This window comes from Pseudofrankia asymbiotica, from assembly GCF_001983105.1.
Taxonomy (GTDB): Bacteria; Actinomycetota; Actinomycetes; order Frankiales; family Frankiaceae; genus Pseudofrankia; species Pseudofrankia asymbiotica.
Window position 1 is genome coordinate 13,311 of record NZ_MOMC01000045.1, and the last position, 18,401, is coordinate 31,711.

At 71.2% G+C, this 18,401-nt stretch carries 13 protein-coding genes and 1 riboswitch; of the genes, 6 read left to right on the plus strand and 7 right to left on the minus strand.

The window, feature by feature from the left end; all coding sequences use genetic code 11:
• Positions 1–29 precede the first annotated feature (29 nt).
• Both BL253_RS21880 and BL253_RS21885 read left to right on the plus strand, forming a co-directional pair.
• Positions 30–515 (plus strand): flavin reductase family protein, encoded by a 486-nt coding sequence (locus BL253_RS21880; protein WP_076819003.1) that lies wholly within the window; start codon positions 30–32, stop codon positions 513–515.
• Positions 516–690: 175 nt separating this feature from the next.
• Positions 691–1,470 (plus strand): GntR family transcriptional regulator, encoded by a 780-nt coding sequence (locus BL253_RS21885; RefSeq protein WP_076819004.1) that lies wholly within the window; start codon positions 691–693, stop codon positions 1,468–1,470.
• A 119-nt stretch (positions 1,471–1,589) separates the two neighbouring features.
• Here the strand turns inward: BL253_RS21885 and BL253_RS21890 are convergent, their stop codons facing one another.
• Positions 1,590–2,957, minus strand: a complete 1,368-nt coding sequence (locus BL253_RS21890; protein ID WP_198946352.1) for an LLM class flavin-dependent oxidoreductase — start codon at positions 2,955–2,957, stop codon at positions 1,590–1,592.
• A 272-nt stretch (positions 2,958–3,229) separates the two neighbouring features.
• Positions 3,230–3,456: riboswitch (cobalamin riboswitch) on the plus strand.
• Between the two features lie 323 nt (positions 3,457–3,779).
• On the opposite strand from BL253_RS21890, the gene BL253_RS21895 reads away from it, so the two are divergent.
• Together BL253_RS21895 and BL253_RS21900 are read left to right on the plus strand one after the other, a co-directional pair.
• The gene (locus BL253_RS21895; protein WP_076819005.1) at positions 3,780–6,281 is read left to right on the plus strand and encodes a ribonucleoside-diphosphate reductase subunit alpha; all 2,502 of its coding nucleotides are present in this window, start codon (positions 3,780–3,782) and stop codon (positions 6,279–6,281) included.
• The gene (locus tag BL253_RS21900) at positions 6,278–7,414 is read left to right on the plus strand and encodes a ribonucleotide-diphosphate reductase subunit beta (protein WP_241835001.1); all 1,137 of its coding nucleotides are present in this window, start codon (positions 6,278–6,280) and stop codon (positions 7,412–7,414) included. Before BL253_RS21895 ends, BL253_RS21900 begins: the two co-directional genes overlap by 4 nt.
• A gap of 359 nt (positions 7,415–7,773) precedes the next feature.
• Here BL253_RS21900 and BL253_RS21905 read toward each other — a convergent pair whose 3' ends face one another.
• Together BL253_RS21905 and BL253_RS45160 are read right to left on the minus strand one after the other, a co-directional pair.
• On the minus strand, positions 7,774–8,910 hold the full coding sequence (locus BL253_RS21905) for an enoyl-CoA hydratase/isomerase family protein (RefSeq protein WP_076819006.1): 1,137 nt from the start codon (positions 8,908–8,910) through the stop codon (positions 7,774–7,776).
• Positions 8,907–9,011 carry a hypothetical protein gene (locus BL253_RS45160; protein WP_338013733.1) on the minus strand — a complete coding sequence of 35 codons (105 nt, stop codon included), beginning with the start codon at positions 9,009–9,011 and terminating at the stop codon, positions 8,907–8,909. The genes BL253_RS21905 and BL253_RS45160 overlap by 4 nt, the downstream gene beginning before the upstream one ends.
• 568 nt (positions 9,012–9,579) lie before the next feature.
• On the opposite strand from BL253_RS45160, the gene BL253_RS21915 reads away from it, so the two are divergent.
• Entirely contained in the window at positions 9,580–10,281 is a 702-nt protein-coding gene (locus BL253_RS21915; protein WP_076819008.1) for a cysteine hydrolase family protein, read from the plus strand.
• Between the two features lie 221 nt (positions 10,282–10,502).
• On the plus strand, positions 10,503–12,158 hold the full coding sequence (locus tag BL253_RS21920; protein ID WP_076819009.1) for a regulator: 1,656 nt from the start codon (positions 10,503–10,505) through the stop codon (positions 12,156–12,158).
• 247 nt (positions 12,159–12,405) lie between these two features.
• Here the strand turns inward: BL253_RS21920 and BL253_RS21925 are convergent, their stop codons facing one another.
• From BL253_RS21925 to BL253_RS21940, 4 genes are all read right to left on the minus strand, one after another.
• Entirely contained in the window at positions 12,406–13,800 is a 1,395-nt protein-coding gene (locus tag BL253_RS21925) for a serine hydrolase domain-containing protein (protein ID WP_076819010.1), read from the minus strand.
• Positions 13,801–13,868: 68 nt separating this feature from the next.
• Positions 13,869–15,089, minus strand: coding sequence for a sensor domain-containing phosphodiesterase (locus tag BL253_RS21930; RefSeq protein ID WP_076819011.1), 1,221 nt, complete (start codon positions 15,087–15,089; stop codon positions 13,869–13,871).
• A 264-nt stretch (positions 15,090–15,353) separates the two neighbouring features.
• Positions 15,354–15,584: a hypothetical protein gene (locus tag BL253_RS21935; protein WP_076819012.1), complete on the minus strand. Its 231-nt coding sequence runs from the start codon at positions 15,582–15,584 to the stop codon at positions 15,354–15,356.
• A gap of 317 nt (positions 15,585–15,901) precedes the next feature.
• On the minus strand, positions 15,902–17,575 hold the full coding sequence (locus BL253_RS21940; RefSeq protein ID WP_081438569.1) for a GMC oxidoreductase: 1,674 nt from the start codon (positions 17,573–17,575) through the stop codon (positions 15,902–15,904).
• Positions 17,576–18,401: the final 826 nt, after the last annotated feature.

Here is an 18,401-nt window from a genome sequence, read left to right on the forward strand (position 1 = left end):
CAAGTGCGGCAGAGGCTCCCCGTACGGACATGGCGGACGACGCGACGCGGCTCTTCCGCGAGGCCATGGCCCTGTTCCCCAGCGGCGTGACGATCGTGACGACCGCCGACCACACCGGGCGCTGGTGGGGCTTCACCGCCAGCTCGTTCTGCTCGGTCTCCATGGACCCGCCGCTGGTGCTCGTCTGCCTCGCGGCGAAGGCCGAGTGCCATCCGGTGTTCGCGGTGGCCGAGCGGTTCGTCGTGCACGTGGTGCATCCCGAGCACGCGGACCTCGCCGTCCGCTTCGCGACCAGGGGAGCGGACAAGTTCGCGGACGCGGGCTTCCGTTCGGACGAGAACGGCCTACCTGTCCTGGACCGGGCGAGCGCGACGTTCAGCTGCGTCACCCATGCGGTGCAGCCGGCGGGTGATCATTCGATCCTGCTGGGCCGGGTGGAGCGGACCTCCGTCGGCGAGGATCATCCCGCCGTCTACTTCCGGCGCCGGTTCCATCTCATCGGGGACGTCGCCTGAGATCCCCGATGTCCGTCCGTCGACGGACCTGGGAGCCGGCTTCGGGGCCGGCGCGCCGACCGACCCGCCCCGTGGAGCGGCGAGAGACATCCCTCTCTGATATACGCTGATTGCCGTGTCAGCGTCGGGCCACCTACATCCGCCTACCGGCGGAGTCATCGAGGGTGAGCGAGCGGTGGCGACAGACGTCCCGGCTTCGGCGGGAGACACCGACGGAACGGGCCTTCGCCGGCTGCGGCTGGGGGCGACCGCCCGGGACCGCGTGGCCGATGTGCTGCGCGACCAGATCATGAGCGGCCGGTTCGGCCCGGGGACGCGCATCGACCTGGACGAGACCGCCTCCTGGCTGGGCACGAGCCGGACCCCGGTCCGGGAGGCGTGCCTGACGCTGCAGTTCGAGGGGCTGGTCCACGTCGCCCCCCGCAGCGGGGTCACGGTCATCGGCCTGCGCCAGCGCGACGTCGAGGACAACTTCGCCCTCAGCGCCCAGCTCGCGGGCTCCGCGGCGGCCTGGGCGGCGGAGCGGATCTCGGTGCCGGCTCTCGACGAGGTGCGGCGGCTCGCCGACGGCGTCCGCGTGGCCGTCGAGGCCGGCGGGGACCCGAAGATGCCGAACTTCCTGTTCCACCGGGCGATCAACCGGGCCAGCGACTCGGTGCGGCTCATCGCGCTGATCCGCCAGACCGGGCGGATCATCCCGTGGTCCTTCTTCGACATGGTTCCCGAGCAGGTGGGCTGCGCCCTGCGGGAACACGACGACATCGTCGACGCGCTCTCGGCCCGCAACGCCGCCCGCGCCCGCCGGGTCTCGGAAGAACACGTGATCAACGCCGGCCGGCTGCTCGTCGCCCGGATGTTCGGCGACCAGCCCGCCGCCGGTACCGATACCGGCGCTGGCGCTGGCGCTGGCGCTGGCGACGCCGGCCCGCTGCCCGGCACCAGCGTCGCCAGCTAGCGCCGCGCCCGCGAGTGCGCCGGTCGAACCGTCGGCGCGGAAGGCCGTTAGGGGCTGTACCCGGATCCGAACGCCGAGCGGTTGCTGTGCTCGTCCGGATCCGGGTACAGCCCCGCTGATCAGGCTCCCGGCTGCGCGAAGCCGCTGACGGGGCGGGCGAGGCCGAGGTTCTCCCGCAGCGTCGAGCCGGTGTAGCTGGAGCGCATCAGGCCGCGGCGGCGCAGCTCGGGCACGACCATCCGGACGAAGTCCTCGAACGCGCCCGGGAAGTGCGTCGCGGCCAGGACGAAGCCGTCACAGGCGCGGGACTCGAACCACTCCTGCATCTGGTCGGCGATCTGCTCGCCGGTGCCGACGAACCGCGGACCCTGCAGCAGGGAGGCCCGATGGCTGGCGAGTGTGCGCAGGGTCAGCTTCCCGCCGCCGAGATGCCGCTTCACCCCCTGGACGAGGCCGCGGATACCGGAGATGGAGTTGATGAGCTCGTCGGTGATCTCGTCGTCGAGCGAGTAGCCGGAGAAGTCGTGGTTCGTGAGCTCGGACAGCAGCGTCAGCGACGCCAACGGGTGCACGAGCTCGTTGAGGAAGATGTTCTCCTTCTCCCTCGCGATCGCCTCGGTCTCGCCCACCACGGCGTAGACCATGGGCAGCATGCGCACGGCGCCCGGGTCGCGTCCCTCGGCCCCGATCTGATCCTTCTGGGCCTTGTAGTGCTCGAGGGCCACGGCCTGGCTCGGGTCGGCGGTGAAGATCAGGTCGGCCCACCGGGCGGCGAAGCGCTGGCCTCGGCCGGACTGGCCGGCCTGGATGATGGGCGGGCGCCCCTGCGGCGGGCGGGGCACCGTGAGCGGGCCGCGCACGTTGAAGTACTTGCCCTCGTAGTTGATCTCGTGGACCTTGGCCGGGTCGGCGAAGACGCCCGCGGCGCGGTCCAGGACGAGGGCGTCGTCCTCCCAGGAGTCCCAGAGCTGGGTGACGATCTCGATGAACTCCTCGGCGCGGTCGTAGCGCTCGTCGTGGGCGAGGTGCTGCTCGACGCCGAAGTTGCGCGCCTCGGCGTCGTTCACCGAGGTGACGACGTTCCAGGCCGCCCGGCCGCCGCTGAGGTGGTCAAGCGTCGCGAAGGTCCGCGCGACATGGAACGGCGGGTAGTACGTGGTCGAGTAGGTCGCCCCCAGGCCCAGGTGCGTCGTCGCCGCGGCGGCGGCACCCAGCACGGCCGTCAGGTCCATCTTGACGGGGCGGGCACCGTAGCGGACGGCGTCGTCGGGGGACCCGCCGTAGATCGACGGCATCGCGAGGCGGTCGTCGAAGAACATCAGGTCGAACGTGCCGTCCTCGAGCGTCCGCGCGATCCGCTGGTAGTAGCGCAGGTCGAGAAAGTCGGGCGCCGAGTTCGGGTATCGCCACGAACCCGAGTACACCGACACGTTCGAGGCCTGCATGAAGGCAACCAGGGTGAGCTGGTCGTCGCGTCCGGCGGACACGTCCACCCCTTTCGTGAGTTGATATATCAGAGATGTGGTCACAGTAGACGCCGCCGGACACCGCCGGGTCAACCCGGGTCGGGAACGGCGGGCGTCACGGACCCGTGGCGCGGCCGGCGTGGCCGGGCGAGAACGGCGCTCCACGTGCCGTCGGCAGGGGGTCGGGCCGTCGCGATGTGGTCGGATCCGGTAGTTGATCGTCCCCCGGTGTCCGGTCGCGACGCGAGCCGCGACACAACATGTGGGCTAGTTGCAGTCGTGTGATTCTCATATGTAGGGTGTGGCTCGTTGGTTCGGCCGCCCCGCCAAGGGCGGCCGTCGTAAGAGGGAACCCGGTGGGAGTCCGGGACTGCCCCGCAGCGGTATGTGGGAACGACCGCCGTCAGGAGCACTGGGCGCGATGGCGTGCCTGGGAAGCGACGGCCAGTAGGTCCGTCGGCGCCACCGGTGCCGGCGGGAGCCCGCGAGTCCGAAGACCTGCCAGCGTGCCGCGCGCGAACACGCGCGCGGCCGGTCCGACGGCCTCGAGGGAGGGCCGGGATCACCGTGCCGGAGCTCGTCCGGGCACGGGCACCTCGCTGGTCACGCCCGTGGCCTGGCGTTGTCGCGCGGGTAGTCGGCCGCGCTGCGTCGCCGTCAGGGGACGGACCGTCAGGTTCCCGTGCGCCCGAGCGTCCCCGAACCGGTGGCCTCCTCCGTCGTGCCACCGGCCAGACCGACCAGCGGACTCGCGCGAGGAGAGACGTGACCGTCACCGAATCGTCCCCGACAGCAGGCCCTGGCCTGAGGGCCGCCGGACACGCGAAAGAAGATCATTACCACATGTCCTTTGGCTCGACCGGCACCCAGGCGACGCGTGTCCGCCGCCGCGACGGCACGCTCGAACCCGTCGACGTCACCAGGATCGCGGGCGCGGTGGCGCGCCGCGCGGACGACCTCGACCGGGTCGACCCGCTGCGGGTGGCGACCCGCACGATCGGGGGGCTCTTCGACGGCGTGACGACGGAGGAGCTCGACAGGCTCGCCGTGCAGACCGCCGCGGACCTGATCGGTGAGGAGCCGCAGTACTCACGGCTCGCCGCCCGCCTGCTCGCCGGGCTCATCGCCGGCGAGGTCGCAGGCCAGGGCATCACCTCGTTCAGCGAGGGCGTCGCGAACGGCCACCGCCTTGGCCTCGTCGGCGACACGACCGCCGCTTTCGTCGCCGCGCACGCCGCCGAGCTGGACGAGCTCGTCGACCCGGACGCCGACCGGGCCTTCGAGTACTTCGGCATCCGCACCGTGCAGGACCGTTACCTGCTGCGTCATCCGCGTACCCGGCTCGTCGTGGAGACGCCGCAGCGCTGGCTGCTGCGGGTCGCCTGCGGGCTGTCCCGCGACGTCGCCGAGGCGGCCGAGCTGTACCGGCTGATGGCGTCGCTCGCCTACCTGCCGAGCTCCCCGACGCTGTTCAACTCGGGCACCGCGCATCCGCAGATGTCGAGCTGCTTCCTGGTCGACTCGCCGCGCGACGAGCTGGAGTCGATCTACGAGCGGTATGGCCAGGTCGCCCGGCTGTCGAAGTTCTCCGGCGGCATCGGGATCGCCTTCTCCCGGGTACGCTCTCGCGGCGCGCTGATCCGCGGCACCAACGGCCGTTCCAACGGCATCGTGCCGTGGCTGCGCACCCTCGACGCCTCGGTCGCCGCCGTCAACCAGGGCGGCCGGCGCAAGGGCGCCGCCTGCGTGTACCTGGAACCCTGGCACCCCGACATCGAGGAGTTCCTGGAGCTGCGGGACAACACCGGCGAGGACGCCCGGCGCACCCACAACCTGAGCCTCGCGCACTGGATCCCGGACGAGTTCATGCGCCGGGTGCACGCCGACGAGGCCTGGTCGCTGATGGACCCCGACGAGGTCCCCGAGCTGACGGACCTGTGGGGCGACGAGTTCGACCGCGCCTACCGGGCGGCGGAGGCGGCGGGACGCCACGTCCGCCAGCTGCCCGCGCGCGACCTCTACACCCGGATGATGCGCACGCTCGCGCAGACCGGCAACGGCTGGATGACCTTCAAGGACGCCGCGAACCGGACGGGCAACCAGACCGCCGAGCCGGGCAACGTCATCCACCTGTCGAACCTGTGCACCGAGATCCTCGAGGTCACCAGCGACGGCGAGACCGCGGTGTGCAACCTCGGCTCGGTGAACCTGGCCCGGCACGTGCTGGCGCCCGAGTCGGCGGGCACCGCCGCCGACACCGCGCGGTCGGCGTCGGCGGGTCCGGTGGCGGACCCGGCCGCCCGGATCGACTGGGCGATGCTGCGGGCCACCGTGCGCACCGCGGTCACGTTCCTCGACCGGGTGATCGACATCAACTACTACCCGACGGCCGAGGCCGCCGCGAGCAACCCGCGGTGGCGCCCGATCGGGCTCGGCGTGATGGGCCTGCAGGACGTCTTCTTCGCGCTGCGGCTGCCGTTCGACTCGGCCGCGGCCCGCGAGCTGTCCACCAGGCTCGCCGAGGAGATCGCGCTCACCGCGTTCGAACGGTCCGTCGAGCTCGCCCGCGAGTTCGGGCCGCATCCGGCGTTCGCGCGGACCCGGGCCGCGCGCGGGGTCCTGCACCCGGACCACTTCGACGTGACGCCGACGCAGCCGGAGCGATGGGCGGCGCTGCGGGCCGGGATCGCCGAGCACGGCCTGCGCAACTGCCTGCTGCTCGCGATCGCGCCGACCGCGACCATCGCGTCGATCGCCGGCTGCTACGAGTGCATCGAGCCGCAGGTGTCCAACGTGTTCAAGCGCGAGACGCTGTCCGGCGAGTTCCTGCAGATCAACAACTACCTCGTCGAGGAGCTGCGGCACCGCGGCCTGTGGACGGCGCCGGTCCGGGAGCGGATCAAGGCCGCCGAGGGCTCGGTGCAGGAGCTCGGCGAGCTGCCGGACGACATCCGGGCGCTGTTCCGGACCGCCTGGGAGCTGCCGCAGCGGGCCCTGATCGACCTGGCGATCGCGCGGATGCCGTACGTCGACCAGAGCCAGTCGCTGAACCTGTTCATGGCGGACCCGAACATCGGCCGGCTGTCGTCGATGTACTCGTACGCCTGGTCGAGCGGCCTCAAGACGACGTACTACCTGCGCTCCCGGCCCGCGACCCGCATCCAGCAGGCGACGGTGGCGGCCGCCACCGCGTACACCATCCCGACCCAGGAATCCCCGGGGGACAGCACGAGCGGTGGAGCCGCCGAGGACTCGGCCGCCAAGGCCTCAGCCGCCGCGGCCTCAGCCGCCGCGGCCGTCGCCTGCTCGCTGGAGAACCCCGAGATCTGCGAGGCCTGCCAGTGACGACGCCCGCCCCGGCCCGGCCCGTACCCTCCCCGTCGGTCCATCCGGTACCCGGCCAGGTCATGCCGGCGTCGGTGCCGGCACCGGCCATGCCCACCCGGGCCGGGCTCGCCGCCGAGGTTCCGGAGACGCGGCCGACGCTGCTCGACCCGGGCATGAACCTGACGCTGCGGCCGATGCGCTACCCGGCCTTCTACGACCGCTACCGGGCGGCGATCCGCAACACGTGGACCGTGGAGGAGGTCGACCTGCACTCCGACCTCGCCGACCTGCACCGCCTCAGCCCCGCCGAGCGGCACCTGGTCAACCGACTGGTCGCGTTCTTCGCGACCGGCGACACGATCGTCGCCAACAACCTGGTCCTCAACCTCTACCGCCACGTCAACGCGCCAGAGGCACGGCTCTACCTCTCCCGGCAGCTGTTCGAGGAGGCCGTGCACGTCCAGTTCTACCTGACGCTGCTCGACACCTACCTGCCCGATCCGGACGAGCGGACCCGCGCGTTCGCCGCCGTCGAGAACATCCCGTCGATCCGCGCGAAGGCACGGTTCTGCTACCGCTGGATCGACTCGCTGGGTGACCTGGACCAGCTGCGCACGCGCGAGCACCGGCGGGCGTTCCTGCTCAACCTCATCTGCTTCGCCGCGTGCATCGAGGGACTGTTCTTCTACGGCGCGTTCGCCTACGTCTATTTCCTGCGCTCCCGCGGCCTGCTGCACGGGCTCGCGTCCGGTACCAACTGGGTGTTCCGCGACGAGTCGATGCACATGGAGTTCGCGCTCGACGTGGTGGCCGCGGTGCGGGCGGAGGAACCCGACCTGGTCGACGCCGGGTTCGAGGCCGACGTGCGCCGGATGCTCGCCGAGGCGGTCGACGCGGAGACCGTCTTCGCCGAGGACCTGCTCGCGGGCGGGATCGCCGGGATGACCGTGCCGGACATGCGCCGCTACCTGGAGCACGTCGCCGACCGCCGCCTCGGCCAGCTCGGGTTCGCGCCGATGTTCGGCTCGGCCAACCCGTTCTCGTTCCTCGACCTGCAGGACGTGCAGGAGCTGTCCAACTTCTTCGAACGCCGCGTCTCCTCCTACCAGGTCGCCGTCGAGGGCTCGATCTCCTTCGACGAGGACTTCTGAGGCACGGCGACGAGGACTTCTGGGGCCGGCCCGCGTCGATCCAGGGCCCGGGGCGGCGGGCATCCCGCCAACGCGGCCCCTCAACCGGCGTGACCGAGAGGCCCGCCGCGCCTCAGGGGATCTGACCATGGCCTGTGGGGGCGAAGGCCGTCGCCCTGGGCACCACACCCGATGGGGGGATGACGGCCAGCCCCAGAAACCATGACCCAGGTCGATCCGGAGGAGGCTTCCAGGGGCGCGTCACGACGCGACCCTGGAAAGCCTCTCCGCACCCGGCCACAGCTAGCCCAGACTTCGGACCTACTCGTCTAGGCGTCGCGGAACTTTGTCCCGCGCTTCTCGACGAAGGCGGCGATCGGTCATCGGACCATCGGCCGTCGGGCCCAGGCGAGGCTCCGAGCGAGGTCGAGGTCACCGCGCGCCGGGGCGGCGAAGAACTGGGCGACGAGGGCGGCGTCGACGTCGGCGAGCGTGCTCGGCGTCCAGCGTGGATTCCGGTCCTTGTCGATGATCTGGGCGCGGATTCCTTCGGCGAGATCATGGTGGCGCAGGCAGGCGACGGAGACCCGGAACTCCTGAACGAGTGCCGCGTCCAGGTCCGGGAGTGTCGCTGCCCGGCGCAGCGCGGCGAGGGTGACAGCGAGCGCCGTCGGCGACTTCGCCTCGATCTCGTCGGCCGCCGTGGCGGCCGCCGGTTCGCCGCTCGCGCGCAGGCGCGCCACGATCTCCTCGACGCTGTCCGCGGCGTAGCAGGTGTCGATCCAGCCGCGCTCGGCAGCGAGGTCTCCCATGTCGGCGGGGATGGCCAGCGCGGTGACGGCCTCGGTCGGTTCCGTCCCTGCCGCCAGGGCGCCGACCAGCGCCGGTAGCCGCGTCGCCGGGACCAGGAGGTCGGCGAGTCCCGCGGTGATCGCGTCGGCGCCGGTCAGGGTGGCGGCGGTGAGCGCGGCGTGGGTGCCGGTCTCGCCGGGCATCCGGGAGAGCAGCCAGGTTCCGCCGACGTCGGGCACGAACCCGATGCCGGTCTCCGGCATGGCGATCCTGGACCGTTCGGTGACGACGCGGACCGAGCCGTGCGCGGAGATCCCGACGCCGCCGCCCATCACCAGGCCGTCCATCAGCGCGACGTAGGGCTTCGGGTAGCGGGCGATGAGCGCGTTCAGCCGGTATTCGTCGGCCCAGAAGTCGACGGACCCGGTGCCGCCGGACCGGGCGTCGCGGTAGAACGCACGAACATCGCCGCCGGCGCACAGCCCGCGCTCGCCTGCCCCGTCGACGACCACGCAGGTGATCGAGTCGTCGGTGGCCCAGCCGACGAGCGCCTCGGTCATCGCGAGGACCATGCCGTGGGTCAGCGCGTTGATGGCCTTCGGCCGGTTGAGGGTGAGCCGGCCGACGGCACCCTCGACGCGGCGGATCACGTCGTCGGCGCCGTCCGCCGGCGCGCCGTCGGCTGGCGCACGGGTGGCGGGGATGGGGGGAGTGGCGGCGCTCATCGGGCCGCCGCCAGCATCGCGCGGGACGCGGTCACCCGCGTGATCTCGTCGGTGCCCTCGAGGATCTGGTGCACCCGCAGGTCTCGCACGATCTTCTCCAAACCGAGCTCCGTGAGGTATCCGTGGCCGCCGTGCGGCCGCGTGCCGGGTTCGCGACGGCGAACCCGGCGTCGGTGACGAACCGACTGGCCATCGTGCACGGCTGGGCAGCCGGCGGGGCCGGCGGGGCCGGCGGGGCCGGCGGGGCCGGCGGTGTCCGCGGTGTTCGTGGCGCGCCAGGGCAGGCCGCGGGACGCCGCCAGCTCGGTGCCATGCCCGCGAGATGACTCCGCGTCGAGAGGCCGCCTCGGGGAGATCTGTATACGGCGCCGGATACGAAATCGTATACGTCATTTACTACTGCGTTACACGGGGACACGCGGGCCGAAACCGGACGGCCCGACAGTCGTCGAAGGCAGCTAGCACCCGCGGTATCCAGCCCCGAATCCCCGTCAAACCGCACGTAGAAGACCCGAACCCGGCCTTCCCGGCCGGCTCGCCCCTGCCCCGGCGCGATCCCCGGCCCGCCCGGCGACCCGCGAGGTGCGCCGACGGGCGCGCCGGCCGGTTCAGTTTCTCCGGGTCAACCCGCGAACCGTCCCCGTCTCCGCCGACGACAGGACCCCTGGCATGACGAGCGCACCATTCACCGTCCCGGCCCGTCCATACGACTTCACCTTCGACCCAGCCACGACGGCCCTCGTCGTCATCGACATGCAGCGCGACTTCATGGAGCCGGGCGGTTTCGGTGAAAGCCTCGGCAACGACGTCTCCCAGCTGCGGAGCACCATCGAACCGCTCACGGCGGTCTTCGCCGCGGCCCGCGCCGCCGGCCTGACCGTCATTCACACGAGGGAAGGCCACCAGCCGGACCTCTCGGACCTTCCCGAGGCCAAGCTGAACCGGGGCAACGCGACCCTGAAAATCGGCGACGTCGGGCCGAAGGGGCGAATTCTCATTCGCGGCGAGTATGGCCAGGACATCATCGACGAGCTCGCGCCRATCGAGGGCGAGATTGTCATCGACAAGCCAGGCAAGGGCGCCTTCTACGCCACCGCGTTCGGCGACATCCTGGCGGAGAAGGGCATCAGATGCCTCGTCGTCACCGGTGTCACGACCGAGGTGTGCGTGCACACGACGGTCCGGGAGGCAAACGACCGCGGCTACGAGTGCCTGGTCCTGTCCGACTGCGTCGGCAGCTACTTCCCGGAGTTCCAGCGGGTGGCACTCGAGATGATCGCCGCCCAGGGCGGCATCTTCGGCTGGGTCGCGCCGTCGGCCGCGTTCATCGACGCGCTCGCGCCCCTCCTGGCGGCGTCGGCCGCGCAGTGACTGTTGCCTTCCCGCCGACGGGCCGTGGCCCTGCCGCCGAGGGACCGACGGCGAGCCGTCACATGACCGGCGGTCGGTGAAAGGACCGGCCGGTCAGTACCGGCCGGCATCGCAGGAAACCCGGCCGCCGTATGCCGGGCGGACCACGACCGGCCCGCGCCGCAGGCCGGTACCCGGGCAGCCGCGCCGCGGCTGTGCCCACCGTCATTGAGGAGTCTGTCATGGTGAAGTTTCCAGGGACGGGCGGCACAGCCACCGCCGGTCCGCCACTGTGGGTCCGGGGGGACCTCAACGCGTTCTTCGGGCTCGGCATCAACGTGCTGGTCAACGTCCTGGTGCTGACCGGGCTGTGCATCGGCGTCATCGCGATTCCCAAGGGGGACGTGCTCGGCACGATTCTGCCCGCCCTCGGTATCGCGCTGATCCTCGGAAACCTGTACTACACCTACCTGGCCCGCCGGCTCGCGATAAAGGAGAACCGGTCGGACGTCACGGCGATGCCGTACGGCCCCAGCGTGCCGCACATGTTCATCGTCACCTTCGTCATCATGCTGCCGATCTACCTGAAGACGAAGGACCCGTTCAAGGCGTGGGAAGCCGGCATGGCGTGGGCCTTCATCATCGGTGTGATCGTCATGCTCGGCGCGTTCGTCGGCCCGACGATCCGCCGTTACGCGCCCCGGGCGGCCATGCTGGGCACCCTGGCCGGTATCTCGGTCGCGTTCATCTCGATGCGGCCGGTCGGGCAGATGTGGGAGGCGGCCTGGATCGCGCTGCCGGTCTTCGCCCTGCTCATCGTCGGGCTGCTCACCGACATCAAGCTGCCCTGGAACCTGCCGATCGGGGCGGTCGCGCTGCTGGTGGGCACCGCGATCGGCTGGATCGGCGGCTTCATGCACACCCCGGACGTCACCTCGGCGGCCAAGGACATCGCGCTGGCCGTGCCCGACTTCCGGTTCGACATGCTCTTCTCCGGGCTGAAGGACCTCTCGCCGCTGCTGGCCACGGCCATCCCCCTCGGCGTCTACAACTTCACCGAGGCCATGACCAACGTGGAGAGCGCCGCCTCGGCCGGTGACAACTACAACCTGCGCGCGGTCCTGCTGGCCGACGGCTTCGGTGCCGTGATCGGCTCCTGCCTGGGCTCACCCTTCCCGCCCGCCGTCTACATCGGCCACCCCGGCTGGAAGGGCGCCGGCGGCCGCACCGGCTATTCGCTGRCCACCGGCGTGATGATCGCGATCCTGTGCTTCTTCAGCCTGTTCAGTCTCCTCGGCTCGATTCTCCCGTTGCCGGCGATCGTGCCGATCCTGCTCTACATCGGCCTGCTCATCGGCGCCCAGGCCTTCCAGGTCTCGCCCCGGGCGCACGCGCCGGCGGTGGTCGCGGCCCTCCTGCCCAACATCGCCTCGTGGGCGGTCGGCCTGATGGACAACGTGCTGTCGGCCGCCGGCACCTCGGCGACCCAGGTGGGCTACGACAAGATCAACCAGGCGGGAGTCATCTACAAGGGATTGATGATCTTCGGCGAGGGGGCGATCCTGGCCGGCCTGGTGCTGGGCTCGATCGTCGCCTTCATCATCGACAAGCGGTTCGTTTCGGCCGCGATCTTCTCGGCCATCGGCGCCGTGCTCTCGTTCATCGGCCTGATTCATGGCGAGAAGGTCGAGTGGAACGCCAACGGCCAGGTCGCGCTGGGCTACCTGCTCCTGGCCGCCGTCTGCGTCGCCTTCGCCCTGACGAAGCCGGCGCCGCGGGTGCCGGACGCCGACGAGATCGAGCTGGAGCGCGTCCATGGCGTGCCGCAGCAGCCCGGGAAGAAGGACAAGGACGGCGAGGCCGCCCCCGCGGCGGAGGTGCCGGCCGCCGCGAGCTGACCCGGGCCGGCGCCCTGACCGCCCTGCCGACCGCCGATCCGCCCGGTGGTCGGCAGGGCACGGTCACGCCCTGGCCGGGGCCGTCCCCGCCGCCGTTCGCCCGCCAGCCCGCGACGGTAGATCACCACCATCGTGTCGCCGCGGTCGTGAATCGAGTCGGATCGCGACAACGACAACACGTTCGCGGCGATCATGAGCGGCCGCGGGGGCGGCCCGCCGGGTTCGTCCGCCGGGTTAGCCCGACGGGTTAGTAGGTATGCCAGCCGTCTGGGGCGAGACCGCCGGGGATGTCCGCGTTGGGGTCGTACGGCGTGCGGGTGAACACGAAGCTGCCGATGTCCAGATGCCTGGCGGTGCCGTCCGCCGCCCGGATGACACGCAGCCTCTCGCCCGCGTAGTAGCCGTTCAGCCCGGTCCAGGTGCCATCCGCCTCGGCCCGGAAGCGGGAGCCGCCGCCGGTCTGGCCCTGCGGGATGAGCTCCAGCCCCCGGTCGGCGCGCAGGTGCAGCAGGTGCGGCGACGGACCCCAGTGCCACAGGCCGGTGAGCGCCAGCAGCTCCGGATCGGCCGCCGGCAGCGGGCGCCACGGCTCCGGTATGCGCGGTTCGTGCTCGGTGACGATCCGGATCAGGTCCGCGGCGATCTGCCCGACCGGCGGCCCGGACGTCGCGTTCGCCAGGACGACCGCGGCGACGTCGTCCCGTTCACTCACCCAGAGCGCGGCCAGGAATCCTGGCATCGAGCCGGTGTGGCCATGCAGCAGCCGGCCGTCATGCCGGCGCAGCTGCAGGCCGAGCCCGTAGCCGGCGGACCAGTCGTCGGACTCGTCGACCTCGTCATCGTCGGGTTCCGACGCGGGCCGGCGCATCTCGGCGAGGGTGCTGGCGCGCAGGACATTCTCGGCGCCGCCGGCTAGGAACGCGGCCCAGCGGGACAGGTCGGCGGCGGTCGACCAGAGCTGGCCGGCCGGCGCCATCACGCCGGTGTCCTCCAGCGGCTCCGGCAGCATCACGTCCGCCCATGGGTGCACCGCGAAGCCGCCGGCGTGCGGGGCCCGCGGCAGCGGCGTGGTCCTGGCCAGGCCCAGCGGCGCCAGCACCTCGGAGTGCAGCACGTCGCCCCAGGGCTGCCCGCGCAGCTGGCTGACCAGCGCGCCGAGAAGCGCGAACCCGGGGTTCGAGTAGTGGAACCGGCGGCCCGCCGGGTGCCGCACCGGAGGCTCGTCGAGCACATCGGCGAGCCGGGGCCGCAGCGTTCCCGGCGTGCGCTCCCACCAGGGGCCGGGGGTCTCGGACGCGAGGCCCGAGGTGTGGCCCAGCAACTGAGCGATTGTCAGCGCCCCGGCCCCGGTGCCCGGCAGGTGACGGTCCAGCGGGTCGGCGAGGTCCAGCGCGCCCTCGTCCCGCAGGCGCATGACCTGCACCGCCACGAAGGTCTTCGTGATCGAGCCGATCCGGTACTGGACGTCGGCGTCCGGGCTGTGCCCGTCAATCATGCTGCGGCCGTCGGCCCAGACCAGTCGTCCGCCGCGCACCACCGCGCCGACCAGCGAGGGCGTACGCCCGTCCGCCTGCCCGACAGCCAGCCGATGCAGCAGCGCGCGTCGCGTCGTCGGCAACAGTTCCTCAGGAGGCAAGGTCATCGTCCGTCACCATATAGCCGGCGAGTGGACGTCGTCCGCGCAGGCGCCTCGCCCCGGAGGGGCACCACTCAGGCGGCGCAGTGCTTCGGGAGTGGCAGCGGCCCCGGGTAGCCGAGGTAGAAGCCCTGGGCGTGGTCGACACCGAGGTCGGCGAGAACGGCGAGCTCGGCCGCGGTCTCCACGCCCTCGGCCAGAACCTGGGCGTCGATCTCGCTGGCGAACCTGACCAGGGCGGCGACGAGAGCCTGGCGGGCGGGATCCGCGTCGATCCTCGAGGTCAGCTCCCGGTCCATCTTGAGGATGTCCGGGGTCAGCTGCAACAGCCGGTTCAGATCGGCGTTGGCGACGCCCACGTCGTCGACCGCGATCCGCGCTCCTCGCCGCCGCAGGTCGTCGAGCGCGGCGCGCACCGCCTCGTAGTCCTCGATGCACTCGTGTTCGGTGACCTCGATGACGACCCGGCCGTACGACGCCGCGGCCATGGCGTCGTGGATCCGGCCGCAGGCGACCACCGTCGGGGACGCGTTCACCGACAGCCACAGGTGGTCCGGCAGGACGGGCAGCACGGCGAGCGCGTTCACGATCGCGGCGAGCTCGAGGTCGGTGCGCAGGCCGACCGACGCGGCGGCGGTGAACCACGCCTCCGGGCCGCCGGATCCCGGGGGGAAGCGCGCCAATGCCTCCGCGCCGATGATCTGCCGGGTTCGGATGGCGACGACCGGTTGGTAGATCATGGTCGGTCGGTCGCGGATCACCGTGGTGATCCGCTCGACCAGCAGGTCACGGTCCTCGCGCTTGTGCGCGAGATGCGAGATGAACCGGGCGAGCACCTCGGCCAGCAGCGCCAGGAAACGCGCGTCCTGGCTGGAGAGCTCCGGCCTGGCGTCGTGGCTCAGGCAGCACAGCATGCCGTGGAGGCGACCGTCGTCGAGCACGACCGGAGCGCCGATGTAGGCCCCGATGTTCCACCGGCGCGTCAGCGCGAGGGGAGCGGTCCGCTCGTCCGTCCGCGCGTTGGGGATGACCGGTGGTAGCCGTCCGTCCAGGACCCGCGAGCAGTAGGAGTCGGTGTAGCAGGTGGTGGTCCCGGGGCCGATCCCGAACGACTCCGCGTCACCGTGCAGAGCCTCGATCGTCTGTACCTCGGTGGTCAGTCGGGATACCCAGGACAGCTCCATCATCAGATGGCGGCGAGCCAGCGACAGCAGCCAGGACACCGCCTCCTCCGGGTCGAGGGCGGCTTTGCGGGCGTCGCACAGCATCCGCCCGCAAATGTCGGTCTCGGACATGACGATCCCCCCGACGGCCTCACGACAGGGCGTTCCCCGCCTGGCCCGGCCCAACCGGTTCCCGCCACGGCCTGTCCGGCCCCTGCCGCGGCTCACTACTGGCTGACTGGCCGAGGGTTGGTGGCGGCTCTCGCCACCCGGCTCGATGCCAACGCCAGACCATGGTCTGGGCGAGCCGCCACCAACCCCGCGTATTCCGTCACCGCTTCGTGAACCGCCCTGGCGGGACATGCGCCAGCCGTCGGCCAGACGACCCCGTCGTCGTCACACGGCGGGCGCGCCCTCGCCCCGCTGGTGGGCGCCGCGCTCGATGTGCTCGCGGTAGGCGGCGTCCTCCTCCGGGGTGGTGGTCAGGCCGTCCGCGGCGCGCATCGCGTCCTCGTCGATCGGGCCACCGTCCGCTCCGGTCACGGACTCGTCGCTGCGCCGGCCCTCCTCGGCCTCGGCGAGCGCATCGGGGTTACGGAAGTCGAGATCACGTTCCGGGTTCGGCATCGAATCAGCTCCTCGTCCGAAAGGCTGTGCCGGATGGCTGTGCCCACGTGTCTGCGCACCTTCCCGCCGCGCCCGCCGTCAACCCGGCCGGGTGGCGATTCCCGACCACCAGGCCGCCGGGGTGGCCGGCGAGGTCATTGGCCGGCGCACCGGTCCGGCGTGCCAGCGCGGTCCGTGCCACCGCGAAGCTCGGCGAACCTCCGACCATGTCGCCCTCGGTGGGGCGATCGGCGTCACCGGGCCGCGGCGCGCCGGTCCCGCGGGCGGGCAGTCGCCGCCCGGGGACCGGCGCGCCGCTCAGAGCACCCGCTCGACGTCTAGAAGATCCTCCCGATGTCCTGGCTGACGATCCGCGCCATGCTGTGCTCGGCGAGTGCCGCGATGGTCATGGACGGGTTGCAGGCACCGGTGGAGCCCGGAATCCGCGCACCGTCGAGGACATAGAGGCCGCTCTGCCCGAGAACGCGGCCATACAGGTCTACCGCCGATCCCATCGGAACGCCGCCGAGAGCGTGCCATGTCGACGCCTGGGTCGCGTTGGTGTCGGTCACGGTGCCGCCGCCGGCCTGGGCGATGGCGTTCATCTTGTTGCGGATCAACGTCTGGAGCGCGGCGTCGGCATTGGTGGGCCAGGTCAGCTTGGCGTCGTCCGTGGCCGAGTCATAGGCCCAGGTGCCGGCCCCAGGGACGATGCCGAAGCCGACCACGGTCATGAACCGTCCGCCGGTGAGGGCGGCCGGCGGCGCGCCAGCGTGGACGATCCGCAGCGGGATCGTGCTGAAGGGATCGACGCCGCCGACAGCCGCCGGACCGCCCTCCTTCATGCCCGGGTCATCGTTCATGCCGGTCCACGAGTAGATGCGGTCGCCGTTGTTCCCCCACTGGGTGCCGACCGCGTCCGGCAGGTTCGGGATGAGGTTCTTGCCCTTCGCCTTGACGAGCAGCCGCGTCGTTCCCGGCGAGCCGGCGTTGAGGAACACCGCGCTCGCGGTGATGTTCTTGTGCTCCTGGATGACTCCGGCGGTGTCGATGCGGTCGACCGACAGCACCCATTTCTTGTTGGCGCCCAGCTTGATGTCACGGACGACGTGGAGCGTCTGCACCTGCACCTTGCCCGTCGCCTCCGCGGCGGCGAGATAGGTGACGTCGATCGAGTGCTTCCCGCCGTTGTTGACGCCGAACGCGATGTCACTGTTGGTGTAGGCGGCGTTGTACTGGCCGTTCAGCTCCCCGCGCACGAAGTTCCAGTCGACCGGCAGCGGCACCCGGAACGTCTGGAGGCCCGCCTTGGGGGCGACGTTCAGGAAGATCCGGGAGGAGGCGTACGGGCTTGAGTTGAGAACGTCGTTGGGAATGGTGGAGATGCCCAGCATCGAGGCGACGGTGGGATACCACTTCGAGTTGAGCTCGGGATAGAAGCCGGAGGCCAGCGGCATGGACCGGGCGAACTCGGCCACGTTCGGCTGCAGCGTCATTCCGTGGTACATGATCGAGCCGCCGCCGACGCAGGCGCCGCAGTTGACGGTGATCCCGTTGCCGTTGATGACCTCGAGAACACCGGTGTAGGGCGGCCAGAGGGGGAAGGGCGGGGCGCCCGGCACCGGCGCGTAGGGGGACAGCCAGGCCGACCGGCTGTCCAGGTTCGCGAGGGTCGCGAAGGTGTTCGAGTTCGGGCCCGTCGGCCACCGCAGGCCGCGTTCCAGGACCATCGTGGTCACGCCGGCCTTGGCCAGCCGGAGCGCCGTCACGCCCCCGCCGAAGCCGGTGCCGACGACGACGGCCCGCGCGGTCACCTCCGTCGTCGTCACCGCGCGCGCCGGCGTGGCGCCGGCTACCAGCCCGCCGAACGCGACCGCTCCCGCGCCCGCGGCGGTGGCGCCCATGAACCCGCGGCGGCTGAAGCGGCTGGACGATGTCGGGCTGTCCGGCTCGGATGGTGCCGGCTCGGATGGTGCCGGCTCGGGTAATACCGCGGATGCCTCGTCTGACATGTTCGCCTCCAATTGTCGCGCGTTGCGGTCTCCGCCTCCATGCCTGGCCCCGACACACGCCTACGCCCTGCGGTGACCTCATCACGACAGCGCTGGACCAGGTGCTGGATCCAACGCCAAATCGTGCGGGCAGGGCAGGGCAGGGCAGGGCCGGGTGGATGGCGGCATGAAAAAGATGGCCGGCTATTCGCGAACCATCTCAAGAAGTTTGGTGAGAAAGCGAGAAGGCGGCCCGGCATAGCCAGCCGAGCTGGCGCGTATGCACCGGCTAGAAACGGTGTCGAGCCGGCGGGCCCGTGTGATACCGGACATATGGATAGCATCCGGTTGTCCCGCTGTCAACAGGGCTCCCGATGTCATCGTATACAAAATAAATTCGCACGGAACGATGGTGCAAATAATGCACGGAGGCCACCGAGCCGGCGGTGCAAATAATGCACGGAGACGTCGTGGCTGGTCTTTCGGAACGGCGTTATGACGTGCTCTTCTGGGCGTCCGAGCCCGATCAACGGCATCCGGCCGGACTCGGCCCGCCGGGGAGCGGCGGCCGGGTCCCGAGCCGCGCGACCGGCCAGGTCAGTGCCATGCCAGCCCGTGCCGCCCCGTATCGCCGGCCGCGCCTCGCGTCAGCCAACGGCCCATCGGGTGGCCGACGTGTTCGATGTGTGGTGGAGGTGAGCCATCGCCGGTAATGCGGGTGACACCATTCGATGTGGTCGGCGCGCCCGGTGACACGGGCATTCGCCGCCAATGGTGATCTGCCCTTGGTCCGGGCGCATCGGCTGGTGGCCCCTTGTTTCCGTCGGGGCGTCGCCGGTATTTGTCC